Origin of the sequence: Isoptericola maris, assembly GCF_048065335.1 — a bacterium.
Taxonomy (GTDB): Bacteria; Actinomycetota; Actinomycetes; order Actinomycetales; family Cellulomonadaceae; genus Isoptericola; species Isoptericola rhizosphaerae.
In genome coordinates, this window is record NZ_JBLUNY010000012.1 from 57,271 (window position 1) to 81,088 (window position 23,818).

Annotated in this window: 23 protein-coding genes and 1 pseudogene; 9 read left to right on the top strand and 15 right to left on the bottom strand. The window is 73.8% G+C overall.

What is annotated here, in order from left to right; all coding sequences use genetic code 11:
• The first annotated feature begins 81 nt into the window (after window positions 1–81).
• On the top strand, window positions 82–1,455 hold the full coding sequence (locus ACH5HR_RS15460; protein WP_416478688.1) for an isochorismate synthase: 1,374 nt from the start codon (window positions 82–84) through the stop codon (window positions 1,453–1,455).
• Window positions 1,456–1,468: 13 nt separating this feature from the next.
• Here ACH5HR_RS15460 and ACH5HR_RS15465 read toward each other — a convergent pair whose 3' ends face one another.
• Window positions 1,469–2,686: a DUF6114 domain-containing protein gene (locus tag ACH5HR_RS15465; RefSeq protein ID WP_416478690.1), complete on the bottom strand. Its 1,218-nt coding sequence runs from the start codon at window positions 2,684–2,686 to the stop codon at window positions 1,469–1,471.
• Between the two features lie 53 nt (window positions 2,687–2,739).
• Window positions 2,740–3,330 (bottom strand): DUF6230 family protein, encoded by a 591-nt coding sequence (locus ACH5HR_RS15470; RefSeq protein ID WP_416478692.1) that lies wholly within the window; start codon window positions 3,328–3,330, stop codon window positions 2,740–2,742.
• A gap of 112 nt (window positions 3,331–3,442) precedes the next feature.
• Between ACH5HR_RS15470 and ACH5HR_RS15475 the strand changes: the two genes are divergently transcribed.
• Window positions 3,443–4,045, top strand: coding sequence for a TetR/AcrR family transcriptional regulator (locus ACH5HR_RS15475; RefSeq protein WP_402372686.1), 603 nt, complete (start codon window positions 3,443–3,445; stop codon window positions 4,043–4,045).
• 70 nt (window positions 4,046–4,115) lie between these two features.
• On the opposite strand, the gene ACH5HR_RS15480 is transcribed toward ACH5HR_RS15475, so the two are convergent.
• From ACH5HR_RS15480 to ACH5HR_RS15495, 4 genes are all read right to left on the bottom strand, one after another.
• On the bottom strand, window positions 4,116–5,642 hold the full coding sequence (locus ACH5HR_RS15480) for a S1C family serine protease (protein WP_416478694.1): 1,527 nt from the start codon (window positions 5,640–5,642) through the stop codon (window positions 4,116–4,118).
• A gap of 111 nt (window positions 5,643–5,753) precedes the next feature.
• Window positions 5,754–7,580, bottom strand: coding sequence for a 2-succinyl-5-enolpyruvyl-6-hydroxy-3-cyclohexene-1-carboxylic-acid synthase (gene menD / locus ACH5HR_RS15485; protein WP_416478695.1), 1,827 nt, complete (start codon window positions 7,578–7,580; stop codon window positions 5,754–5,756).
• On the bottom strand, window positions 7,577–8,605 hold the full coding sequence (locus ACH5HR_RS15490) for an o-succinylbenzoate synthase (RefSeq protein WP_402372694.1): 1,029 nt from the start codon (window positions 8,603–8,605) through the stop codon (window positions 7,577–7,579). Before ACH5HR_RS15490 ends, menD begins: the two co-directional genes overlap by 4 nt.
• A gap of 45 nt (window positions 8,606–8,650) precedes the next feature.
• Entirely contained in the window at window positions 8,651–8,836 is a 186-nt protein-coding gene (locus ACH5HR_RS15495) for a hypothetical protein (protein ID WP_402372697.1), read from the bottom strand.
• Between the two features lie 190 nt (window positions 8,837–9,026).
• Here ACH5HR_RS15495 and ACH5HR_RS15500 point away from each other — a divergent pair, with 190 nt between their 5' ends.
• Together ACH5HR_RS15500 and ACH5HR_RS15505 are read left to right on the top strand one after the other, a co-directional pair.
• Entirely contained in the window at window positions 9,027–9,785 is a 759-nt protein-coding gene (locus tag ACH5HR_RS15500) for a SurA N-terminal domain-containing protein (RefSeq protein WP_402372699.1), read from the top strand.
• Between the two features lie 37 nt (window positions 9,786–9,822).
• Window positions 9,823–10,252: pseudogene (locus ACH5HR_RS15505) on the top strand (transposase); the annotation flags it as partial.
• Window positions 10,253–10,511: 259 nt separating this feature from the next.
• Here the strand turns inward: ACH5HR_RS15505 and ACH5HR_RS15510 are convergent.
• The gene (locus tag ACH5HR_RS15510) at window positions 10,512–11,765 is read right to left on the bottom strand and encodes an ATP-binding protein (RefSeq protein WP_416478697.1); all 1,254 of its coding nucleotides are present in this window, start codon (window positions 11,763–11,765) and stop codon (window positions 10,512–10,514) included.
• 117 nt (window positions 11,766–11,882) lie between these two features.
• Between ACH5HR_RS15510 and ACH5HR_RS15515 the strand changes: the two genes are divergently transcribed.
• Window positions 11,883–12,878, top strand: coding sequence for a 1,4-dihydroxy-2-naphthoyl-CoA synthase (locus ACH5HR_RS15515; RefSeq protein WP_416478698.1), 996 nt, complete (start codon window positions 11,883–11,885; stop codon window positions 12,876–12,878).
• Here ACH5HR_RS15515 and ACH5HR_RS15520 read toward each other — a convergent pair.
• Together ACH5HR_RS15520 and ACH5HR_RS15525 are read right to left on the bottom strand one after the other, a co-directional pair.
• Complete coding sequence (locus ACH5HR_RS15520) at window positions 12,872–13,963, bottom strand: DUF3048 domain-containing protein (RefSeq protein WP_402372707.1); 1,092 nt, start codon at window positions 13,961–13,963, stop codon at window positions 12,872–12,874. The two genes, ACH5HR_RS15515 and ACH5HR_RS15520, sit on opposite strands and share 7 nt — an antisense overlap.
• A gap of 37 nt (window positions 13,964–14,000) precedes the next feature.
• Window positions 14,001–15,077 (bottom strand): DUF3048 domain-containing protein, encoded by a 1,077-nt coding sequence (locus ACH5HR_RS15525; RefSeq protein ID WP_416478700.1) that lies wholly within the window; start codon window positions 15,075–15,077, stop codon window positions 14,001–14,003.
• 129 nt (window positions 15,078–15,206) lie between these two features.
• Here ACH5HR_RS15525 and ACH5HR_RS15530 point away from each other — a divergent pair, with 129 nt between their 5' ends.
• Both ACH5HR_RS15530 and ACH5HR_RS15535 read left to right on the top strand, forming a co-directional pair.
• Entirely contained in the window at window positions 15,207–16,403 is a 1,197-nt protein-coding gene (locus ACH5HR_RS15530) for an AMP-binding protein (RefSeq protein ID WP_416478702.1), read from the top strand.
• A gap of 11 nt (window positions 16,404–16,414) precedes the next feature.
• Window positions 16,415–17,284, top strand: coding sequence for a 1,4-dihydroxy-2-naphthoate polyprenyltransferase (locus ACH5HR_RS15535; protein ID WP_416478704.1), 870 nt, complete (start codon window positions 16,415–16,417; stop codon window positions 17,282–17,284).
• 12 nt (window positions 17,285–17,296) lie between these two features.
• On the opposite strand, the gene ACH5HR_RS15540 is transcribed toward ACH5HR_RS15535, so the two are convergent.
• On the bottom strand, window positions 17,297–17,620 hold the full coding sequence (locus ACH5HR_RS15540) for a DUF4229 domain-containing protein (protein WP_402372718.1): 324 nt from the start codon (window positions 17,618–17,620) through the stop codon (window positions 17,297–17,299).
• An 82-nt stretch (window positions 17,621–17,702) separates the two neighbouring features.
• On the opposite strand from ACH5HR_RS15540, the gene ACH5HR_RS15545 reads away from it, so the two are divergent.
• Window positions 17,703–18,044, top strand: a complete 342-nt coding sequence (locus tag ACH5HR_RS15545; RefSeq protein WP_402372720.1) for a PLD nuclease N-terminal domain-containing protein — start codon at window positions 17,703–17,705, stop codon at window positions 18,042–18,044.
• Between the two features lie 70 nt (window positions 18,045–18,114).
• Here ACH5HR_RS15545 and ccsB read toward each other — a convergent pair whose 3' ends face one another.
• Genes ccsB through ACH5HR_RS15570 form a run of 5 tightly spaced genes read right to left on the bottom strand, consistent with a single transcriptional unit; the run spans window position 18,115 to window position 22,990 of the window.
• Complete coding sequence (gene ccsB, locus ACH5HR_RS15550) at window positions 18,115–19,098, bottom strand: c-type cytochrome biogenesis protein CcsB (RefSeq protein ID WP_402372723.1); 984 nt, start codon at window positions 19,096–19,098, stop codon at window positions 18,115–18,117.
• A gap of 2 nt (window positions 19,099–19,100) precedes the next feature.
• A complete protein-coding gene (gene resB / locus ACH5HR_RS15555) occupies window positions 19,101–20,879 on the bottom strand; it encodes a cytochrome c biogenesis protein ResB (protein WP_402372725.1) in 1,779 nt (592 codons plus the stop codon).
• Window positions 20,879–21,694: a cytochrome c biogenesis CcdA family protein gene (locus ACH5HR_RS15560; protein WP_402372727.1), complete on the bottom strand. Its 816-nt coding sequence runs from the start codon at window positions 21,692–21,694 to the stop codon at window positions 20,879–20,881. The genes resB and ACH5HR_RS15560 overlap by 1 nt, the downstream gene beginning before the upstream one ends.
• A gap of 1 nt (window position 21,695) precedes the next feature.
• Window positions 21,696–22,346, bottom strand: coding sequence for a TlpA family protein disulfide reductase (locus ACH5HR_RS15565; protein ID WP_402372730.1), 651 nt, complete (start codon window positions 22,344–22,346; stop codon window positions 21,696–21,698).
• Window positions 22,346–22,990, bottom strand: coding sequence for a histidine phosphatase family protein (locus tag ACH5HR_RS15570; RefSeq protein ID WP_402372733.1), 645 nt, complete (start codon window positions 22,988–22,990; stop codon window positions 22,346–22,348). The genes ACH5HR_RS15565 and ACH5HR_RS15570 overlap by 1 nt, the downstream gene beginning before the upstream one ends.
• A 202-nt stretch (window positions 22,991–23,192) precedes the next feature.
• Between ACH5HR_RS15570 and ACH5HR_RS15575 the strand changes: the two genes are divergently transcribed.
• Complete coding sequence (locus ACH5HR_RS15575) at window positions 23,193–23,744, top strand: YceI family protein (RefSeq protein ID WP_402372735.1); 552 nt, start codon at window positions 23,193–23,195, stop codon at window positions 23,742–23,744.
• The last annotated feature ends 74 nt before the right edge of the window (window positions 23,745–23,818 follow it).

Consider the following 23,818-nt stretch of genomic DNA (forward strand, 5'->3'; position numbering starts at 1 on the left):
CGTGCCACGTCTGCCCCGGACCGGCCGCCGGGACCCTGCCACGCGGGCGTCACGGTGCGTCGGCGGCGTATCCTGGACGCGATGTCCGCCACGCCCCACCCGGCGCCGGTACCGCCGTCGGGCGCGTCCTCCGGCAGCCGCACGTACGCCACCGAGCCCCAGCCGCTCGTCGTGCGCACCACGCGCATCGACCCCCTGCCGGCAGACCTGACGGCCCTGGTGGACCTGCTCCCGGACACGCAACCGCTGACGTGGGTGCGCCGGGGCGACGGCCTCGTCGGCTGGGGGGAGGCACTGCGGCTCGACACGTTCGGGCCCGGCCGGTTCGCCGACGCCGAGGCCGCCTGGCGCTCCACGCTCGCCCGCGCCGTCGTGCGCGACGAGGTCGGCCTGCCCGGCACCGGACCGGTCGCGTTCGGCACCTTCGCGTTCGACGACGGCGGGACCGGCGACCACTTCGACGGCGCCCGCCCGGAGGGCTCGCTCGTCGTGCCCCGCGTGGTCGTCGGACGGCGCGGGGACGTGTCGTGGATGACGACGATCGCGCCCGGGGACCAGCTGGAGGCCCCCGGTCCCGACGCCCTCGCCCGGACCGTGCGCGAACCGGTCACCGACCCCGGGCGGGTGACCCTCGCCGACGGTGCCGTCGCCGCCCGCGACTGGCCCGCCGTCGTCGCCGAAGGTGTCGAACGGATCCAGGCCGGCGAGCTCGAGAAGGTCGTCCTGGCCCGCGAGGTGCTCGCCACCGCGGAACGCCCGGTCGACCCGCGCTGGGTGCTGCGCCGGCTCGCCGACGGCTACTCCTCCTGCTGGACGTTCTCCGTGGCCGGGATGGTGGGTGCCACGCCCGAGCTGCTCGTGCGCAGCGAGAAGGGCCTCGTGACGTCCCGCGTGCTGGCGGGCACCATCCGTCGCGAGCCGGGCATGAGCGACGACGACGCCCTGCTGCACGCGGCCCAGCTCGCCCGCTCCTCGAAGGACCTCGAGGAGCACGAGTTCGCCGTCAGCTCCGTCGCGGGTGCCCTCGAGCCGTTCTGCTCCTCGATGAACGTGCCGGACGCGCCGTTCGTGCTGCACCTGCCCAACGTCATGCACCTGGCCTCCGACGTCACGGCCGTGCTCGACCCGGGCTCCCGGGCCAGCTCGCTGACGCTCGCGGCGGCGCTGCACCCCTCCGCCGCCGTCTGCGGCACCCCGACCGTCGCCGCCCGCGACCTCATCCGCGAGATCGAGGGCATGGACCGCGCCCGGTACGCCGGGCCGGTCGGCTGGGTCGGGGCCGACGGCGACGGCGAGTGGGGCATCGCGCTCCGCTCGGCGGAGCTCGGCGACGACCCGCGGCACGTGCGGCTTTTCGCCGGCTGCGGGATCGTGGCGGCGTCCGACCCGCAGTCCGAGCTGGCCGAGTCCGAGGCCAAGCTGGTGCCGATGTCCTGGGCGCTCGGCGCCGCCTGACCGACGGACCCGGTCAGTCCTCCCAGACCTGCTCGCGGAAGCTGCTCCACACCTGCTCCTCGGAGACGGCACCGAGGAACCCGATCGTCGGGTTCGCCAGGGCCAGCAGCCACCCGGTGAGCGTCGGTGGGTCCTCCGGGTCGACGACGAGGCGCTCACCGTCCGGCAGGCCGGCCCGCAACGAGGTGAGGTACATCGCGGCGTCGCCCTCCAGGGTCACCCGGCCGGCCTCCGTGATCGTCCCCCCGTCGCCGGTGCCGGCGTCGGCGTACGTCTTGAGCCGGAAACCGTCGAGCTCGACGCGGTCCGCCACGATCTTCAGCGCCAGACGGCGCCCGCTCGGCGTCGCCGCGGGCACCGAGACGACCGAGACGGACTGCAGACCCTCCATGCGCAGGTCCTCGGACTTCAGCTCGCCCGGGACGGAGAAGACGTCCGCATCCTCGCGGCCGCCCTGCGTCACCGGTGGCCCGTCCTCCTTTGGCGGTGCGGGTTCGTCGTCGCCGTCCTGCGGCTCGTCGGAGGCGTCCTCCGCCCCGTCGGATCCCGCGCCGTCGTCCGGGCCGCCGTCCGCGGCGTCGTCGCCCGCTGAGGGCGACGGGGACGGCTCGGCGTCCCCGTCGCCCTCAGGATCGTCCGGGCAGGTGACGCCGAACCAGTCGCACAGGACCGGCCCGCGCACCGCGCCGGACGCCGCCGGCTCGGCCGGGAGCGGCGCCACCGCGAGGGCGAGCGCCGCGAGGGCGCCCACCGCCGCGGAGTGGCGCGGGCCGCCGTCGGGCACCTCGACGGGCTCCGGGGCGGCGCCGTCGTCCGGGGCCTCCCGGGACCCGGTTGCTTCTGTCGCCTCCGGGGTTTCCGGGGCCGCTGTGGCTCCCGGGGCGTCCGGGGCCACGTCGCGGGGCAGCCAGGACACGGCGAGGATCCCACCGACGACGCCCAGCACCATGCCGATGCCGAAGCCTCCGAGGTTGACCCCGAGCAGCGAGTACACGGCGATCCCGATCGTCAGGATGCCGTAGAACACCCGGAACTGCGGCTGGGCCAGGAGCAGCGCGCCGAGCAGGACGAGCACGAGCGGCAGCAAGGTCGTCTGCATGCCCTCGATGCCGAGCTGGATCTCGAACCCGTCGATCCGCAGCCGGCCGGAGAACCAGAGGACCACGCCGGCCAGCACCGCGAGCACCCCGCCGGCGAAGGGCCGCGTGCGCCGCCACCCGGCGAACCGCACGCGGCGGCTCGCCGGGACGGCGGGAGCCTGCGCGGCACGCCCCCCGCCCCCTCTCAGAAGCACTCTTTACCGTCGGTCAGGCGCAGGTGCAGGTCCGCGAGCTTGAAGACGGCTGCCGACGTGCTCATGGAGACCTGCTGGAGTCCGTCGATCCTGATGGAGTCCGAGTCCATGGCGAAGTCGCCCTTGCTGCCCTTGGCCTTCGTCGTGACCGTGGAGGCGTCCACGCCGATGCGGATCTCCCCGAAGGTCGCGGTGCCGCGCAGGTCGCTCATGCCGATCTGCAGGTCGGTGGCCTCGACCGGGTTCTTCGGATCGGTGCCCGCGGAGATCATCAGGCCCAGCGGCATGCCGGGGACCTTCACCGACTGGCAGAGGTTGTCGAGCGTGGCGTCCTTGATGTTGGCGATCGCCACCGGGTGCTTGGCGCCCTTGGCGTCCTTGGCCACTCCGGCGTACTGCGAGAAGCCGGTCCCGTCGAGCTTGTCCGCCGAGATCTTGAACTGCTGGCTGGAGACCGCCATCGAGACGGGGACCGAACCCTGGGCGACACCGACGGACAGTGCGCCGATCAGTGCCACTGTCGGCACGGTGGCCAGCAGGGCGCGCCCGCGCCGGGTGCGGGTCAGAGAGCTGATCTTCATCGTTCCTCCCACTCACGGATGGGCGACGCCGATGTCGCCCGACGGCGTGACACTACGACTCTATTGAGGCAGCGTCAATAGTGTCGACCGTATCCGGCCCTAGGATCAGCACATGGCGCCACGCACCCGGATGAGTCCCGACGAACGACGCCAACAGCTCCTCGCGCTGGGCGTGGCAGCCCTGGCCGACCGGCCCCTCGAAGCCGTGACCGTCGAGGACCTCGCCGCCGCCGCCGGCGTCTCCCCCGGGCTCGTGCACCACTACTTCGGCAGCCGCCAAGGGCTGCACTCCGCGATCGTGCGCACCGCCCGCGACGCCATGCTGCACGCCACCGAACCCCGCGAAGACCTGCCGCCACGGGCGCGCCTGCGCGACACCCTCGACCGCTTCGTCGAGTTCGTGCGCGAGCACGAGGCCACCTTCTACTCGCTCGTGCGCGGCACCGCGAGCGGCGACGAGAGCGTGCGCGCCACGGTGCAGCACGCGCGCGACGTCCTCGCCGGATACCTGCGCGACGTCTTCCAGGAGATCGGCGTCGCACCCGGGCCGCTGCTCGACACCGCGCTGCACTCCTGGATCTCGTTCGCCGAGCAGGCACTCATCGAAGCCGCGGGCGACCCCGCCGTCCCGGCCGCGGAGCTGACGGTGTTCCTCGAGCGCAGCGCCATCGGGGTCGCCGGGGCGCTCGACCCGGCCCTGCGGCCGGAAGCCTGACACGAAAGACCCCGGGGCGACCGACGGACGAAAGGGGCGTCGGTCGCCCCGCGCAGGGGCTCGGCGGGGGTCAGCCGCCGAACATCTCACGCAGCCAGCCGGGGATGTTCTCGGGCTGCGTCGGGTCAGAGGACTCGCCGCCCTGGTCGGTCCCGCCGTCGTCGGACCCCTGGCCCTCGCCCGAGCCAGGGCTCTGCCCGCCCGGCGCACCGGAGCCCGTGGTGTCCTCCCGCACCGCGAACGTGACGTCCACCGTCTGCGACCGACCGTCGCGGACATAGGTGAGCGTGGCCTGCTCGCCGGCCGTGCGCTCCCGGACGTGCGCCGTGAGCGACTCCGCGCCGTTCACCGAGTCCTCGTCCACCGCGACGATCACGTCACCGGCCCGCAGACCGGCCTCGGCCGCGGGCGAGCCCTCGGTGATCTCGCCGACCTCCGCGCCGCGCCGCGTGACGCCGTCGGCGGTCGCCGTGGCGTCCCGGAGCGAGACGCCCAGGAACGCGTGCTCGGCGGTGCCGCCCTCGATGAGCTGGTCGGCGACGCTCGTGCCCAGGTTCACCGGGATGGCGAAGCCCAGGCCGATCGAGCCGGAGCGGTTCCCCCCGCCGGACAGGGTGGCGATCGACGACGTGATGCCCACGACCCGGCCCTGCGCGTCGAACAGCGGACCACCCGAGTTCCCAGGGTTGATCGCGGCGTCGATCTGGATCGCGTTGGTGACGACGACCTCGTTCGAGTCCTCGCCCGACGCGGCCACGGGCCGGTCCAGGGCCGAGACGATGCCCGTCGTGGCAGTGTTCGCCAGACCCAGCGGGTTGCCGACGGCGAGGACCGAGTCGCCGACCTGCACGGCCTCCGAGTCACCGAAGGTGGCCGGCTGCAGGTTGTCCGGCGCGTCGTCGAGCTGCACGACGGCGAGGTCTGTGGTCGGGTCGGTGCCCACGATCGTCGCCTCGTACAGCCGGCCGTCGCTGAGGGTGACCTGCACGGTCCCCTCCGAGGCGGACGCGACCACGTGGTTGTTCGTCAGGACGTGACCCTCGGCGTCCAGGACGACGCCGGACCCCTCCGACCCGCCGGCCTGCCCGGAGACCTGGATCGCCACGACCGACGGCGCGACGGCGGAGGTGACGGCCTGCCAGTCGGGGTTCTGGTCGCTCGAGCTCGCCACGGGCGCCGCCTCGGACTGCTCCGGCGCGCCGACCTCGGCGAGCGACGCGGCGGGGTCGTCGGCCAGCGGGCCGGTGATCGCGTACGTCGCGCCGCTCGCGAGCACCGCGGCTCCGGCCGCCGCGGCCACGACCGGGACCCACACCGAGCGCTGGCGCGTGGCCGCCGCCGGGTGCTGCTGGTACTGCATGTGCTGCTGGTAGCCGGGCTGGTACGACGGCGCACCGCCACCGTAGGGCGCGCGCGGGTCGGCGGTGCGATATGGCTGCTGCTGGGTCGCCGAAGGGTGCGCGAACTGCGCCGGGCGGTGCGGCTCGGCCGGGCCGTGCTGCTGCTCCCGCGAACCCGCGTGCTGCGGCTCGGTCGGCTGGGTGACGGGGTGCCCGCCTGCGGACGGCTGCTGCGGTGACGTGTCGTCGGTGCTCATGTGCCCTCTCCCTCGATGTCCTGGGTACAGGAAACACCGTGATCCTGGAGCGGCCCTTGGCTGAACCTGTAAAACCCCTGGCAATCGGTATCAGCGCAGGTCAGCGATGCACTACCTCGCCAGGCGGGCCACTACCTCGGCGTGGATGCGGGCCGTGAGGTCGCGGGACTCCGCCAGCCGCGCGGCACGCGCCACCGGCACCTCGATCACCCGGACCCCGTGCGACGGCCCGGCGAGCACGTGCCGCAGGGACGGGACGTCCTCGACGAGCTGGTGGTCCACGCCGTAACCGGCACACAGCTGGGCGAGGTGCGCGCCGTGCGGCGTGCCGAAGACCCGCTCGAACGTCGACGCCGCGTCCGGACCGGTGGCCGCCAGCGCCCCGTGCTCGAGGGTCGCGAAGATCGAGCCGCCGTCGTCGTTCACCACGACCACGTCGAGGTCGACGGCGGGCTCGCCGGGGCCGCGCAGCAGCCCGCCCACGTCGTGCAGGAACGTCAGGTCGCCGACGAGCACGCGGGTCCGACGGCCCGCACGACCGGCCCCGACGGCGATGCCCGTCGCGGTGGAGACGGTGCCGTCGATCCCCGCCAGACCACGGTTCGCGAGCACCGTCGGGATCGGGCCCGGCTCGAGACCGAGCACGAGGTCGAGGTCGCGCACCGGGTTCGAGGCGCCCACGACCAGGACGTCGTCCCCGCCGCTGGCGGCGACGACGGCGCGGGCGACGGCGAGCGCCGCGTGCGGAGCGCCGCGCAGTCCGGCCCGCACCGCCTCGTCGGACGTCACGGCCGCCACGACCCCGGCCGCAGCGTCGCTCGCCGCACGCCACCGCGCCGCGAAGGCCCCGCCGTCGGCCGGTGCCGACGGTTCGAACCACCGCTCGTGCAGGGCGTCGACCACCCGGGTCGCGTTGCGGGCGGCGTCCGGCCACGGGCCACCACCGGGCGCGACGACGGTGACGGCCACGTCGGGTCGGGCGAGCAGCCGCTGCACCGGGCGGGACAGGGTGGGGTGCCCGAGGACCACGACCTGGTCGACGCCGTCGGCCACGCCGTCCACACCCAGCACCGACCGGTAGGCGGTCACCGCGAGGTCGCCACGCCCGGCTCCGGCCGAGGGCTCGGCGAGCAGCGGCCAGCCCTGCGCCTCGCTCAGGTGCCGTGCCGCCGGGCCGGCGCCGTCACCCGCCACGACCAGCGTGCGCGCCCGGTCGCCAGGCAGCGCCGGGTCGGCGCCCGGTCCCGGCGCGGGCGGCACCACCTCCACCGCACGGCGGGGACCAGGCGGCCCGGCGGCGGAGCGGTCGGACCCGTCCGGCGCCGGGTGCAGCGGGTCGCGGTAGGCCAGGTCGAGGTGGACCGGCCCCGGATACCTGTCCCGCGAGCCGAGGGCCGCAGCGACCACCCGGCGAGCGGTGGCGAGCAGGTCACGGACCTCCCCGTCGCGGCCGTCCGGCGCCGGGACGTCGACGGCGGCACGCACCGCGGTCCCGAAGATCCCGACCTGGTCGGTGGTCTGGGAGGCGCCGGTGCCGCGCAGCTCGTGCGGGCGGTCGGCGGTCAGCAGGACGAGCGGCAGCCCGGAGTGGTGCGCCTCGAGCACCGCGGGGTGCAGGTTCGCCACGGCGGTGCCCGACGTCGTGACCACGACGACGGGACGCGGCGCGGCCCGGGTGCCGCCGTCGGCCGCCGCACCGAGGACCGACCCGCGCGACAGGCCGAGCGCCAGGAAGCCGGCCGAACGCTCGTCGACCCGCACCTGCAGCACCAGGTCGCCGCGCACGTCGGCCTCGGCGAGCGCGTAGGCGAGGGGCGCCGAGCGGGAGCCGGGCGCCAGGACGGCGTCGCGCACGCCCTGGGCGACGAGGTCCGCGACCAGGGCACGCGCGGCGTCCACCGCAGGGCTCGCGCTGCCCGACGGCGGCACCCCGGTCACGCGGCACGCCCCGCGGCGAGCAGGGCGGCCAGCCGGTCGTGGCGCGCGAACCAGCGGTCCCGCAGGTCCGGGGGTGCGGCCGCGGCCGCCAGCCGGTCCGGGCCCGGGGCGACCCGGCCGACCGGGAGCGCGCCGTCGACGGGGAGCAGGGGCGCGTCGGTGACGTCGCGCACGAGGAGCTGGGACGTCGCCAGCCCGCAGGCGTAGGGCAGCTCGGGCAGGGCGGCCGCGAGCGCCACCCCGGCGGCCAGCCCCACGGACGACTCGAGCGCGGAGGACACCACGACCGGCAGGCCGACCTGCTCCGTCAGCTCCAGGCAGGCCCGCACCCCGCCGAGCGGCTGCACCTTGAGGACGACGACGTCGGCCGCCTCCTCGCGGACGACGCGCAGGGGGTCGTCGGCGCGCCGGATCGACTCGTCGGCCGCGACCGGTACCGCCACCCCACGGCGCACCGCCGCGAGCTCGGGGACGGTGGCGCACGGCTGCTCGACGTACTCCAGGCCGCGGGCGGCGGCGTCCAGGAGCGGGATGCGGCGCAGCGCCTCGTCGACCGTCCAGGCACCGTTCGCGTCCACGCGGATCGCGGCGTCGGGCATCCCGGCGTCGTCGAACGCGGCGCGCACCGCCTCGACGCGCGCGATCTCGGCGTCGACCGGTTCGACGGGTCCTCCCGTGCCGCCGACGCCCGGGCGCTGCGCGACCTTGACCTTGGCCGTGCGGCAACCGCCGGAGGCCAGCACGATCTCGCGGGCACGCTCCGGCCCGACGGCCGGCACGGTGACGTTCACCGGGACCCGGTCACGGACCGGAGCCGGGAACGGGTGGTCCGCCGCCTCCCGGGCCGCGCGCAACCACGCGGCCGACTCGCCGTCGTCGTACTCCCAGAACGGGCTGAGCTCGCCCCACCCGGCCTCGCCGCGCAGGAGCAGGCCGTCGCGGACGTCGAGGTCGCGGAACCGGGTGCGCAGCGGGCTCGACCAGGCGAACCGGCGCTGACTCGTCGCGGTGAGGTGGTCAGGCACGACCTCAGGGTAGGACGGTCGAGCGGGGTCGCGCGGCCCGGGACGTCAGTCGGTGAACTCCTCCGGCACCTTGCCGTAGGACCAGCGCCCGGGGGCGCGGACCGTCACGACCGGTACGGCCTGCGTCGTGGCCGTCGCCCGGCGCAGGGCGGCGGCGTCGTAGGCGATGAGCTCGTCGACGACCTCGTCCGGGTCGGCGACCTCGGTGTCTCGAGGTGGCATCGTGTTCATGTCTCCATGGTGCGACACCCTTGTGCAGAATGTGCGGTCGACGCGCGCGGATGCTCGCCACGCCGTGCAAGAGCCCTGTGCACGACCGTTCGCCGGGCCGTTCCTGAACGCCACCTGATCACCTGGTCGGCGGACACTCAGGTTCGTGTGGGTACGGTCGGTCGACCAGCATTCTTCACGAGGAGTGACCATGTCGATCAAGCGCCCGTTCGTCGCGCTCTCGGTGGCCGCGGTCGTCGCGCTCGCCGGCTGCACGTCCGAGACCGACGAGAGCCCCGAGTCCACCCCGAGCGCCGAGCAGTCCCCGGGTGCCGGCCCGGAGGTGCCCGAAGCCGACCTGGACGACGTGCCCGACGTCGTCGCCGAGGTCAACGGCGAGGAGCTCGGCCGCGACGAGTTCGTCTCCAGCTACCAGGGCCAGCTGCAGCAGGCAGCGATGTCGCAGCAGACCACCGGCCAGGAGGTCGACCAGGACGCCCTCAAGCAGCAGGTCGTCGAGCAGCTCGTGGGCAACCGCCTGCTGACGCAGGCTGCGTCCGAGGCCGGCATCGAGGTCACCGAGAAGGACATCGACGCGACGCTCGAGGACGTGGCGGCCCAGAACGGGATGCAGTCCGCCGACGAGGTCGTCGCCGCGCTCGGCGAGCAGGGCATGTCGGAGGACGAGGTGCGCTCGGACGCGGCGTCGCAGTTCCAGGTCAACGCCTACGTCGAGGCCGAGGCGGACATCGAGGAGCCCACCGAGGACGAGCTGCGCGACCAGTACGACACCCTCGTCGAGCAGATGGAGGCCCAGGGCGGCGAGGGAGCCTCGCAGGCCGAGATCCCGCCCTTCGAGGAGGTCCGCGACCAGCTCGCCCAGCAGGCGACCAGCCAGCAGCAGGGCGCCGCGATCGACGAGATCGTGTCCACGCTGCGCGACGAGGGCGACGTGACCATCCACCTGTGAGCGGACGCGGGGCCGGGCGCGCATGGCTCTGCAGCGAACGACGCCGCACCGCCCCGCCCGGCCTTCACGACCGGGATCCCGTGCAGGATCTGCCGCGCGAGGAGTTCGGCTCCTGATCGGGCGTTCCCGAGGCGGTCTGACGACCAAGATCCATGCCGCGGTCGACGGCCACGGGCGGCCGCTGGCCGCGGTCGTCACGGGTGGGCAGCGCAACGACGGGGCCGTGCTCGCCAGCGTGCTGGCCGACATCCGTGTTCTACAGCTCGGTGCCGGACGTCCGCGCACCAGGCCCGCCGCGGTCATCGCCGACCGCGCGTACTCCTCGGGCGTCACTCGTCGGATGCTCGCTGCCCGCGGGATCAAGGCGGTGGTCCCGCAGAAGAAGGACGAGATCGCCGCCCGTCAACGCAAGGGCTCCCCTCGGCGGGCGGGTGCCCCACGTGGACGCGGCCGCCTACACGGGCCAGCAGCAAAGTCGAGCCGGAGAGCTACCGGCAGCTCGACCGTCCGGGCAGGCTCCCCTTCCCGCCCGTCCGCGGAACGAGGGGCGCCCACCTCGAGCCGTTCCCAGTAGGTGTCCACGGCGAGGACCTGTTGGCCAGCTCGCGATCCCCACTCCGGGTGATCTGTGACCGCCCAGCACTCGGGGCCGTCGTCGCTCAGGACGAGGAAGTTCCTCAATCCCGCACCGGAAATGGGAGACACGCTGTAGCGGTCTTCGGCACGTCAGGCACCCAGCATCCCCAGCGGGACGACCACCACCCCGTCCGGTCGCACGTAGCCGTACTCGCTGCCGGTGATCACGCCGAGCACCGCAGGACCACCGGTGTGCTCTGCGTCCAGCTTTGCCGCGAAGCGCAGCAGGGCCGCCGCCGCCGCGTCGACCTGGCCCGCACCGAGCTTGACCTCGAACGCGCCGAACACGCCGTCCCGTCGTTGAACCACGGCGTCGATCTCGAGGTTGTCGGAGTCGCGGTAGTGGAAGACCCGTGCGTCCAGGGCATCGGCATAGGCGCGTAGGTCTCGGACCACCAACGACTCGAAGAGGAGGCCGAAGGTGTTCAGGTCCGCGAGGAGCCGATCGGCGTCGGCCTGCCACGCTGCCGCCGCGAGCGAGGGATCGACGAGGTGGACGCGCGGCCGCGTACGCAACCGAGCCCTCGACCGCAGGCGTGGCGACCAGGCGGGCTGCTCCTGAAGAACCATGAGCCGGCGGAGATCAGCGAGATAGTCGTAGACCGTGGTGCGGGCCATCGCGCCGTCTGGGCCGTCGACCTCACGCGTCAGCCGGTCGACGACGAGCTCCATCGCGGTGTTCCGGGCCAACGCGTGCAGCAACCGTCCAGCACGTGCGGGATCCCGCCGCGACGTGTCGAGGCGTCCGAGGTCCGTATCGGCGATCGAGGCCAGGTAGTCCGACGACGCCTGCGCAGCAGCGACCTCGTCCATGCTGAGGTGCAGGGGCCACCCACCCCGGACCACGAGCCGTGCCAGGTCAGGAACTGACAGGTCGGAACGCCCAGGTATCGGTGGGTCCCCGTCGAGGAGTGCTCGCAACGACATCGCACCGCTCGACTCGCCGGACTCGGCGAGTGACATCGGCCGCATCTCCACACGCGCGAACCGTCCCGCGCCGGTGTGGCGCCGGGCATCATCGTCCGGCACCGCCGACCCGGTCAAGATGAACTGCCCCGGCTTCCCTCGGTCGTCGACGGTTGCGCGCACCCCGTTCCAGAGACGGGTCGCGTCGACCTGCCACTCGTCCACGAGACGCGGCGTCGCGCCGGCCAGGACGAGCTGCGGGTCCACATCGAGAGCCGCACGCGCCGCGTCATCGTTCTGGAAGTACACGGCGCTCGCGGCGTGCTGCCGAGCGGTGGACGTCTTGCCGCACGCACGCGGCCCTTCGATGAGCACGGCTCCCGCTGAGCGGAGCCGCTCTGCCACCAGCCTGTCGGCGATCCTCTTGATGTACGCCATCAGGCAATACTACAGTTTGCAGGTTTTCCAGGCTACACTTTGCGGCCGATCTGGACTTTACTTTGCAGAACAGCCAGCGCGGACCGTCGACCGGTGGCGCGCACTACGCTGGCCCGCGTGAGCAACAGCGACCTCCCCGCACCCGTCTCCGAGACCTTCGACACCGACCGCTGGCGCACCGTCGTCGGGTTCGAGGACCTGACCGACCTGACGTACCACCGCGGGGTGGAGCGCTCCACCGGCGACGACGGGTCCGCGCAGGTGCGTGACCTGCCCGTCGTGCGGGTCGCCTTCGACCGGCCCGAGGTGCGCAACGCGTTCCGCCCGCACACCGTCGACGAGCTCTACCGGGTGCTGGACCACGCCCGCATGACCTCCGACGTCGGGACCGTGCTCCTCACCGGCAACGGCCCGAGCCCCAAGGACGGCGGCTGGGCGTTCTGCTCCGGCGGGGACCAGCGCATCCGTGGTCGCTCCGGCTACCAGTACACGACGGCCGACGGTGCGGGCCGGCCCGTCAGTGGCGCCGACACCGCCGACCACATCGACCCCGCCCGCGCCGGGCGCCTGCACATCCTGGAGGTGCAGCGCCTCATCCGCACCATGCCCAAGGTGGTGATCGCCGTCGTCGACGGCTGGGCCGCCGGGGGCGGGCACTCGCTGCACGTGGTCGCCGACCTGTCGATCGCCTGCCGCCAGCACGGGAAGTTCAAGCAGACCGACGCCGACGTCGGGTCGTTCGACGGCGGGTACGGGTCGGCCTACCTGGCACGCCAGGTGGGGCAGAAGCGCGCGCGGGAGATCTTCTTCCTCGCGCGGGAGTACTCCGCGGACGACGCCGAACGCTGGGGGGCGGTCAACGAGGTCGCCGAGCACGACGACCTCGAAGGGCTGGCGGTCGAGTACGCCCGCACCATCGCGGGGAAGTCCCCGCAGGCGGTCCGCATGCTCAAGTTCGCCTTCAACCTGGCCGACGACGGCCTCATGGGCCAGCAGGTGTTCGCTGGGGAGGCGACGCGGCTCGCGTACATGACCGACGAGGCCGTCGAGGGCCGGGACGCGTTCCTGGCGAAGCGCGACCCCGACTGGTCCGGATTCCCGTACGCCTACTGATCCGGCGACGAGCCGGCGGCCTGATCGGCGACGGTGAGGGAGCCGGTCGTCGCCGGCATCAGCTCGACCCACGTGCTGCCCGGCTCCAGCTCGACGGTCTCGCCGCCGGCCGTCAGCTCGACCGCGTCGGCGAGCTCGCCCTTGGACCACTCCACCTCGAGCGTGCGACCGCCGCTCGCGACGACCCCCGTGCCCGACGCGCCGACGAGCCGGGTCTCCGGCACCGCCGCGCCCGAGGCGTCCCGGAACTCGGTGTTCACCACCTCGACCTCGAGCACCACCACGTTCGTCGCGGAGTGCTGGTCCCCTGAGGTCGACATCGACGGGCTCGTGCCCTCGCTGCGCAGCCACGCTCCCGTGTCCTCGTCCCACTGCCAACCCGTCGTCTGCATCCGGGACATCACGACCTCCAGCGACGACGCCGGCGTCCCGTCGCTCGCGGCGGTCCCCTCACCCGGGTCGTCCGCGATCGCGAACTGTGCCGGCGGCGGCACGCTGCGCTCGCCGTCGGCCTGCGCCAGGAACGCCGCGGGGTCGCCGATCACGTTGTGCGGCGCGGGCCGGGCCGGATTCCGCCGAAAGCCCGCGTCGCCCGCATCCATGATCACCGACTGGGCGCCGCTGGCGTCCACCGCGTCGATGAACGGCCGCTGGGCGCCGGAGTAGGCGAGGATGCCGCCCAACGGCGCGACGATCGCAGGGTCCATCGGGCGGACGGAACGCACGGGCTCGACGGCGTCCGGGACCGACGAGTGGAACACGGCGACGTAGCGCGTGATCCCGCCCTCGACGACCTCCTCCCACACCATGTCCGCCTGCTCCAGACCGGTCTGCGGCCGCGCCTCGCGAGAGTTCTCGATCTTGACCGCCAGCGCCGGGCGGTCCGCGACCTCGTCCGCCTCGACCCCCGTCAGGGGCCACACGGCCCGCACGTCGGGGGCGGGCGGCGAGCCCTTCTGCGCGTCGACGGCGGCCGGGACCGTCGTCGTCGGGGTCGGGTCCGGGCCGCCGCCGCACGCGGCGACGAGCAGGGCGGCCGCGGCGAGCGCGCCCGGCGCCGCCAGCCGCGCGAACCGTGCGGTCATCAGTCCTCCGAGGGTGTGTGCTGGCGCACACGGTACGTCATGACACGTCCCACGAGCCGGAGCGCTCCGGCACCAGCTCGACCCACGTGTTCCCCGGCTCGAGCAGCACCTTGCCGCCACCCGGCCGTTTCAGCCGTAGCGGCGCCTTGGTCCCCTTCTTGGACCACTTGACGTTCACGGCCCGGCCGCCACCGAGCAGCATCCCCTTGCCGCGGCCGACGAGCTCGGCCTTCGGCACCGGAGCGCCGCTCGGATCCCGGTAGCCGGTGTTCGTGACATCGACGCGCAGCAGCAGGACGTTGCGCGCCGTGACACGCTTGCCCGAGGACATCGACGCCCGGCCGTCGTCGCTGCGCCGGTAGGAGCCCTTGGCCCAGCCCCACGTGGTGCGCTGCGCCGGGGAGAGCCGCACGTCCGCCGTCCTGCCCTTCTTGCCCTGCGCCCGGGCCGTGGCGTCCTTGCGCTTCGTCGCGTGCCTCAGCTCCGCCTTCGGGGGTTCGGTGCGCTTCTTGTCCGCCTGCCGTGCGAACGCCTTCACGTTCCCGTAGACGTCGTGCGGCGCGGCACGGGAGCCGCTGCGCCAGAACCCCCGGTCGCCGTCGTCGTTGGTCAGCAGCTGGGTGCCGGACCTCTCGACGGCCCGCAGGAACGGCGGCTGCCCACCGGACGCCGCGAGGATCCCGCGCAGGGGCGCCACCGTCGCGGGATCCATCGGACGCACCGAGCGCACCGGGCCGACCTGCCGCGGGTAGGTCGAGTGGTACACCGCGACGAATCGGCTGATGCCGCCCTCGACCACCTGCTCCCACACCACGTCCGCCCGGTGCAGCCCCGTGTGCGGCCGCGACGCGACGGAGTTCTCGATCTTGACCGCGACGGCGGGCCGCTCCGGGACCTTCTTCGTGCCGGTCCGGACGCCGGTCAACGGCCAGCGCGCCGGCTCAAGCTCCGGCTCGGGCACGACGACGGCGGGCGGGGCGATCTTCGCGCGCGACATGTCCGGGGCCACCGTGACCCGTGGTGCGCTCTGCGGGTCCGTCGCCGTCCCGCACCCGCCGACGGCGAGCACCAACGACGCCGCCAGCACCGCGGACGCCGTGCTCCTGAGCGTCATGGCACCTCCTCGTCCCCCCACAGGATGCACCAGCGATCACCGTGATGCCGGGATCTCGGCAGCGGGGTCCGTCGGAACCGGTCTGACCAGGGCGCCCGTGGACGGCCCCGCGCCGCCTATCGTGAGGCCGTGAGCACCCCCGACCTCGCCGCGCTCGTGGACGGCATGCGCCGTGCGCTGGACGGCGGCCCACCCGTCGCGCCGCTGCCCCGCCTCACGACGCACCTGCCGCCGTCGGGCACCGCGCTGGTGGTGCGGACGTCCGGCTCGACGGGGACGCCGCGGGAGGTCGCGCTGAGCGCGGCGGCGCTGCGCGCCTCGGCCGCCGCGACGGCGGACCGGCTCAACGCGCCCGGCCGCTGGGTGCTGACGCTGCCGCCCACGCACGTGGCCGGCATGCAGGTGATCGTCCGGTCGCTGCTGGCCGGTACGCCCCTGACCGCCGCCGGCGGTGGCCCGTTCACCCCCGACGGGCTCGCCGACCTGCTGGCCGCACCGCTCGCCGGTGACGACCCCGTGCACGTCTCGCTCGTGCCCACCCAGCTCCACCGCGTCGTCGAGGCGGCCGACGGCGGAGCCCCGGCCGCGCTCGACGCGCTCGCCCGGTGCGGCGCCGTCCTGCTCGGCGGTGCCGCCACCCCGCCCCGGCTGCTGGTGCGTGCCCGCGACGCGGGCGTGCCGGTGGTGCGCACCTACGGCATGTCGGAGACGGCCGGCGGCTGCGTCTACGACGGCGTGCCGCTGCCCGGGGTGCGGGTCCGCCTCGATGCGGCCGGGGGCGACGCCGGGATCGTGGAGATCGCCGGGCCCGTGCTCGCGAGCGGCTACCTCGGGGACGACGACGCCACGGCGACCGCGTTCGTCGACGGCCCGGACGGGCGGTGGTTCCGCACCAGCGACCTCGGTGCGCTGGACCGCGACGTGCTCCGGGTGATCGGCCGCGCGGACGACGTCGTCGTCACCGGCGGGGTGAACGTCGCCCCCGCGGCCGTGGAGTCGGTGCTGGGCGAGCTGCTCGGTGTCGAGGTGTGCGTCGTCGGCGTGCCCCACGACGAATGGGGCCAGGAGCTCGTCGCCGTCGCCTCAGGCCCTGTGGGTGCACGACACGCCGACGAGCCGACCCGCCCAGCGGCGCGTCGTGCACCCACAGGGTGGGGGGAGGGGGCGGAGCTCGCGCGGGTGCGCTCCGCCGTCGCCGCTAGACTCGGCCCGGCCGCCGCGCCCCGTCGCATCCTGCGGGTGCAGAACCTGCCGTTGCGCGGGCCCGGCAAGGTCGACCGTGCCGCCGTCGTCGACCTGGTGCGCGCCCGCCCGGCGCACGACTGAGAGGAGCACGCATGGCCACCACGGCCGAGTGGGTCACCGGAGCCCGGCCCCGCACCCTGCCCGCCGCCGCCGCGCCCGTCATCATCGGCACGGGCGCCGCCGCGCAGGTCGACGCATTCGCGTGGCTGCCCGCCGTGCTCGCCCTCGGTGTCGCGCTCGCGCTGCAGATCGGCGTCAACTACGCCAACGACTACTCCGACGGCGTGCGCGGCACCGACCTGGACCGGGTGGGGCCGCTGCGCCTCACCGCCTCCGGCATCGCGCAGCCGGGGCAGGTCAAGGGCGCCGCGTTCGGGGCGTTCGGCGTCGCCGGGGTGCTCGGGCTCGCGCTGTGCGCGGTGAGCGGGCACTGGTGGCTGATCGCCGTCGGCGCCGTCGCCATGCTCGCCGCCTGGTACTACACGGGCGGCAAGCGGCCGTACGGGTACGCGGGCCTCGGCGAGGTCGGCGTGTTCGTGTTCTTCGGGCTGGTGGCTACGCTCGGCACCACCTACACGCAGGCGGACCGGATCACGTGGCCCGCCGTGCTGGGCGCCGTGGGCGTGGGTCTGATCGCGTGCGCGCTGCTCATGGTCAACAACGTCCGCGACATCCCCACCGACGTCGTGGCGGGCAAGCGGACGCTCGCGGTGCGGCTCGGGGACCACCGAGCACGGCGCCTCTACGCGCTGTGGGTGGTGCTGCCCGTCCTCCTCGGGCTCGCCTGCGCGGTCTGGAACCCGTGGGCGTTCCTCGTCGCTCTGCTCCTGCTGCCCACCGTCCTGCTGGCGATCCCGGTCGTGGCGGGCGCGCGGGGCCGCGCACTCGTCCCGGTGCTCGCCGGCACCGGGATGTTCGAGCTCGCCTACGGCGTGCTGCTCGGGCTCGGCCTGGCGCTCTGAGCGCCCCGACCCCTACCGCTCGGCGGTGGGGCGTCCGCCGTCCGGGTGCTCCGTGCCGGCGGGCTCGTCGGCGTCGAACGCCGAGTCCTCGGCCGCCGCGTCCTCGCCGATGACCTTCGCCAGGCCCTCGTCACCCGAGCGACGACGCTCCGCCCGCTCCGCGATCCAGCTCGCGGCCGCATCCTTCTGCTTCGCCAGCAGGACGTACGACACCGCGAACGCCACCACGATCGCCACCAGGAGAAGCAGCCAGCTGCGCAGCCCTGCCACGTAGCCGACCCCGAGGGCGGCGGCGAAGAGCAGGAGGCGGAGCACGGTGTAGGTCACGAGAGGCACGGATCCAGGATACGGCCGCTCGATCCCGGTCCCGCACGCCTCGCGATTCGGTCACGGCCGCGGGGCGAACTAGGCTGGAGGAATGTTCCGCGTCCTGGTGGGCCTCGTCGTCGTCGGCCTGTTGGTCTACAGCCTTGCCGATCTCTCGGGGTCGGAGGAGGAAGACCGCGCCGGCCTGCCCCGGTGGCTCTGGGTGGTCATCATCGTGCTGCTGCCCGTCTTCGGGCCGGTCACCTGGATCGCGACGAAGCAGTCCCGCCGCAGTGGTGGTTCCGGCGGCCGCGGAGCGCGGCCCGGCCGAGGTCCGCGACGTCCGTCCGGTCCGGTCGCGCCCGACGACGACCCGGACTTCCTGTGGCGGCTCGAGCAGGAGAAGCGCCGCCAGGAGCGCCGCGACCGCGGCGACACCGACCCGCCGAGGTAGCGCGGCTCGCGCCGAGGTAGTAGGGCTCGCGGCGAGGTAGGTCGGGTGGTGGTGCCGCCTCGGCGGTGGGTCAGCTGATGCCCGAGTAGGAGTGCTTGCCGTTGAAGATGAGGTTCACGCCGGTGAAGTTGAACAGCACGCAGGCGTAGCCGACGACGACGAACCACGCGGCCCGGCGTCCCGACCAGCCGCGCGTGGTGCGGGCGTGCAGGTAGGCCGCGTAGACGACCCAGATGACGAACGTCCAGACCTCCTTGGGGTCCCAGCCCCAGTAGCGGCCCCAGGCGTCCTCGGCCCAGATGGCCCCGCCGATGAGGGTGAAGGTCCACAGGACGAAGCCCACCGCGTTCAGGCGGAACGACATCGACTCCAGCGCCGTCGGCCCCGGCGTGCGGTCCAGCCAGCGGAAGCCGGGCCGCGTCAGGAACGGCGACCCCGCGTCGCGGGAGTCGCGCAACAGCTGCAGCGCCGAGACGACGAACGACACGGTGAAGATACCGGTCGCGGTGATCGCGACCCCGACGTGCAGCACCAGCCAGTAGTTCTGCAGGGCGGGCTGCACCCCGGTCGCCGCCACGTGGAACGCGTTGAGGCCGAGCACCAGGAAGAGCGTGACCAGCCCGGTGACGAACGCTCCCAGGAACCGCACGTCGCGGCGCAGGTTGAGCACGAGGAAGACCACGAGCGCGATGAACGAGCCGACCATCGTGAACTCGTACATGTTGGCCCAGGGCGTCCGGCCCGCGGCCAGCCCGCGCAGCACGATCGCGACGAGCAGCATCGCGGTGCCGAGCCACGTCGTCGACATCGCGATGCCCGCGGCCCGACGGCGGGCCTCGACGGCGCCGTCCGGGCCAGGTCCGCTCGCCTCAGCCGCAGGCGCGCTGGTGTCGCTCGACCCGGCACCGACCGTGGCGCGGGCCTCAGCCGTGGCACGGGCGCCGACACGCTCGTCGGTGCGTCGGCCCAGGTCGACGGCGAACGCGATCATCGCGACCGCGAGCGCGGTCGCCGCAGCCCAGACGAGCAGGTCGCTCAGCTCGGCGATCTCCATGGTCAGCCTCTCTCAGGGTTGTGCGTCGGCGCGGCGTCAGGGCCGACGTCCGGGTCACCATCAGCATCAGCGTGGTCGGCGTCCAGCCCGGGGACGGCCGCCAGCGTCCGGTCCACCTGGGGCTGCAGCCCCACGTCGTCCCCGCGGGCGAGACCCGCGACCTCGACGTGCGTGACGCCGTCGTGCGTCCATGATCGCACCCAGACGCGGCGGCGCGGCAGGAACAGCGAACCGGTCAGCCCGACGAGGGCGGCGAGCGAGAAGGCCAGCACCCACGCGAGCGACGGGTCGTGGCGCAGGTCGAGCGCGACGAACCGCGGCACCTCCTCGGCGAGCGACACGGTCCCGAGCCCGTCGGGAAGGTCGACGGTGTCGCCGGGCTCCAGCAGGAGCTTCACCCGCTCGCCGTCGGCGTCCACCGACGGCGTGAGGTTCGCGGTGTCGAGCCGGTACACGTTCTGCGGCACGCCGTCGTCGAGCCCGAGGTCGCCGCGGTACACCTCGAGCACGAGCAGCGGGTCCTCCGGGAGCGGGAAGACGGAGCGGGCCGAGCCGTCGGGCTCGATGACGGCCGTCGGCAGGAAGTACCCGATGAGACCCACCTGCTCGAGCCCCGGCGAGACGTCCGGCACCTTCACGACGCCGCGCGAGGTGTACACCTGGTCCTCCGGCAGGAACGGCACGCGACCGGCGAACGCGACCGCACCCTCGCCGTCGTGCACCGTGATGTCCGGCGCATAGCCGTTGCCCTGCAGGTACACCTTCGAACCGTCGATGACGAGGGGATGGTTGACCTTGATCGTCTCGGCGGAGGACGAGCCGTCCGGCTCGGTCACCGTCACGTCCGCGGTGAAGTCGCGCGACTGGGCGAACGCGACCGTGTCCGTCGCGAACTCCGAGGTGAACGAGTCGAGCGTCATCGAGAACGGCACCAGCGACTCGGGCTGGAACCACGACCCGCTCTCGAACGTGTCGTAGTCCACGACGGCGTTGGCGAACCCGCGGCCCTCGGTGATGATCGCCTGGCCGCGGTAGTGGAGCAGCTGCCCCACACCGACCGCGACGATGAGGCCCAGCAGCGCGAGGTGGAACAGCAGGTTGCCGGTCTCGCGCAGGTAGCCGCGCTCCGCCGCGACGGTGGCAGCCGCGGGACGCGCGGGGATCTTGCCGCGCGCCCCGCGCGCCTCCTCCGAGCCGGCGTCGACGCGGAACGTCGGCAGCCACCGCATCCGGCCACGCAGGTGCTCGGCGACGGCGTCCGTCACCTCCCGCGGTGTGGCCGAGGTGGTGCCGGTCGCCCGCGCCGGGAAGCGCTCGAAGCGCGCAGGCGTGCGCGGCGGCCGGTTCCGGACCGCCCGGGCGTGCGCGACGGTGCGCGGCACGATGCAGCCCACCAGGGAGACGAACAGCAGGAGGTAGATCGCCGAGAACCAGGGCGAGGAGAAGACCTCGAAGAACCCGAACCGGTCGAGCCACTCCCCCGTGGCCGGATTCTCGCCGAGGTACTCCACCACCGCCGCCGGGTCCTGGCTGCGCTGCGGCAGGATCGACCCGGGCACGGCCGCGACGGCGAGCAGCATCAGCAGCAGGAGCGCCACCCGCATGCTGGTGAGCTGGCGCCACGTCCAGCGCAGCATGCCGCGCCAGCCGGTCCGCGGCGCCTGCCGGGTCGCGGACGACGGCCCGCCCGACGGCGTCGCACCGGCCTCGCTCTCGCCGCCGCGCGTGCCCTGGGTGAACTCGTCCGCGATGCCCTCGGGACGGTAGCTCCGTTCGCTCATCACACCACCGTCACGTATCCGCTGATCCAGCTCTGCAGGGTGCTCGTCAACGTGCCCCACAGGCCCGTGACCATCGCCAGGCCGATGAGGACCAGGAGGCCGCCGCCGCACCGCATGATGGCGAGCCGGTGGCGGCGCAGGAACCCGAGCATGCGCTCGGACGACTGCAGCCCTAGAGCCACCAGCAGGAACGGCACACCGAGCCCGATGCAGTACGCGATCCCGAGCACCACGCCGCGCCCTGCGGACGCCTCGTTCAGCGCGAGGGACTGCACCGCGGCGAGCGTCGGGCCGAGGCACGGCGTCCAGCCCAGCCCGAAGACGACACCCAGCAGGGGCGCGCCCCACAGACCGGCCCGCGGGCTCACGTGCAGCCGCCGCTCGCGCTGGAGGAACCCGATGCCGCCGAGGAACGCCACACCCATGACGATCACGACGAGGCCCAGCACCCGGACCAGCACGTCCTCGTAGCGCACCAGGTACGAGCCGACGGCGCCGGCCGCCGCCATGAGCGCCACGAACACCGCCGTGAAGCCCAGCACGAACAGCGAGACCCCGAGCACCACGCGGCCGCGGCCGGGTGCGCGCGGGGGTGCCGCCGTCGTCCCGCGACCCTGGCGCCCCGCTCCTCCGGGGTCCATCGCGCCCGAAGGCCCGGCGTTCGCCGCGGCCAGCCCGCCGACGTAGCCGACGTAGCCCGGTACTAGGGGCAGCACGCACGGCGAGGCGAAGGAGACCAGGCCGGCGAGCAGCGCGACGAGGACCGCGAGCAGCAGCGAGCCGCTCGCGGCCGTGGTGGCGAAGGCCTCACCCACGTCAGGCGCTCCCGGACCCGGTCACGGACGAGGCCTGCGCCTCGTCCCCGCCGTCCTCGGCGAGCACGTCGTCGACGACTCCCTCCAGGGTCGAGCCCGCGACCTGGCCGACGATCCGCGCAGCCACGCGCCCCTCGCCGTCGAGCACCACGGTGGACGGCACGGCCTGCAGCGGGACGACGCCGGAGAGCCCGGCCACGACCTGGCCGCTGCGGTCCTCGATCGAGGGGTAGGGCACCTCGAAGGTGCGCTGGAAGGCGAGCGCGGTGCCGGCGTCGTCCTCGGTGTTGATGCCGAGCAGGTGCACGCCGTCGGCCTCCCGGTCCTCGGCGAGCGTCACGAGATCGGGAGCCTCGGCGCGGCACGGGGCGCATCCCGCGTACCAGGTGTTGAGCACGACGATGTCGCCGCTCCAGTCGGTGGTCGAGACCTCGTCGCCCTCGAAGGACGTGCCCTCGACGACGACGGTGTCCCCGCGCTCGTCCGGCTCCCACTGCTGCACCGAACCGTCACCCGAGACGAAGCCCTGGCCGACGACGTCGCCCGCACCGGATTCGGCCGCACCGCACGCGGCGAGCAGCCCGACGGTGGCGGCGAGGGCGCTGCTGACGGCGGCTGTGCGCGCGAGACGTCCGCGGTTGCGGCGTCCCATCAGGCGCCTGGCACGGGGTCGGCACCGGCGAGCAGCGGACCGGCCGGCTCGCTGTAGTGCAGCGAGACGAACCGGTCGTCGTCGAAGGTCAGCGACGTCAGGGAGGCGAGAGCGCACTCGCGCCGGCGCGGGTCGTGCGCCAGCCGGCGGCCCTCGAACGCCCGACGCGTCACCCAGACGGGGAGCTGGTGGCTGACCAGCACGACCTCGTGGCCGGTGTGGGCGCGGCGCGCGTCGTCGACGGCGGCACGCATGCGGGTCACCTGCTCGGCGTAGCTCTCGCCCCACGACGGTCGCAGCGGGTTCCACAGCCGCTTCCAGTACCGCGGGTGCGCGAGCTGGCCGGGCTGCTTGCCGATCGTGGTGCCCTCGAAGCTGTTGCCCGCCTCGACGAGACGGTCGTCGGTGGCCAGCTCGAGGCCGAACGCGGCGGCGACGGGCGTGGCCGTCTCCTGGGCACGTTGCAGCGGGCTCGCGACGACCGCGACGACGTCCCTGCCGCCGTCGGACAGGTGCTCGGCGACGTGGCGGGCCATCTGCTGGCCGAGCTCCGACAGGCGGTACCCCGCGATGCGTCCGTACAGGACGCCGTCGGGATTGTGGACCTCGCCGTGCCGCATGAGATGGACGGTGGTGGTGGCCATGGCCACCAGTGTCCCAGATCGCAGGCGTCTCCAGATGCCCTCCGGGAGCGTCCCAGTACGGTGGTGACAGGACTCACTGTCGCAGCAGATCGCATGCGACCCCCCGGGAATAGTTGCCAGGAGGCCGCGGTTCATGCATTTCGATGGATCGCCTCAGGGGCGTCCGCACCGCACATCACCGCCACACACGAGGAGCATCCCCATGGCCACGCCGCTGCCCGCCGGACTGAACGCCGGCACCTACGTCATCGACGCCTCGCACTCCACCGCGTCCTTCACCGTCCGCCACGCCGGCATCTCCAAGGTGCGCGGCACCATCGCCATCGTCTCCGGCGAGATCGCCGTCGGCGAGGACCTCGACTCCACCTCGGTCTCCGCCGAGCTCGACGCCGCGTCGGTCAACACCGGTGACGAGAACCGCGACGGCCACCTCCGGAGCGCCGACTTCTGGCACGCCGAGGAGAAGCCCGTCTGGTCGTTCGTCTCGAAGAACATCTCCGTGGACGGCGACGCGTACGTGATCGCCGGCGACCTGACCATCAACGGCGTGACGAAGCCCGTCGAGCTCCCCACCGAGTTCGCCGGCACCGCCAAGGACCCGTTCGGCAACGACCGCGCGGGCTTCGAGTCCGAGCTCGTGATCAACCGCAAGGACTTCGACCTCACCTGGAACGCGGCGCTCGAGACGGGCGGCTTCCTGGTCGGCGACAAGGTCAAGATCGCGCTCGACGTCTCGGCGATCGCGCAGAACTGACCTACCGAGGTAGGACCGCTCTCCCCGAGGTGGTAGCGCCGGGCCGGAGCGTCGAAGCGGGGGGGGGGGGGCCC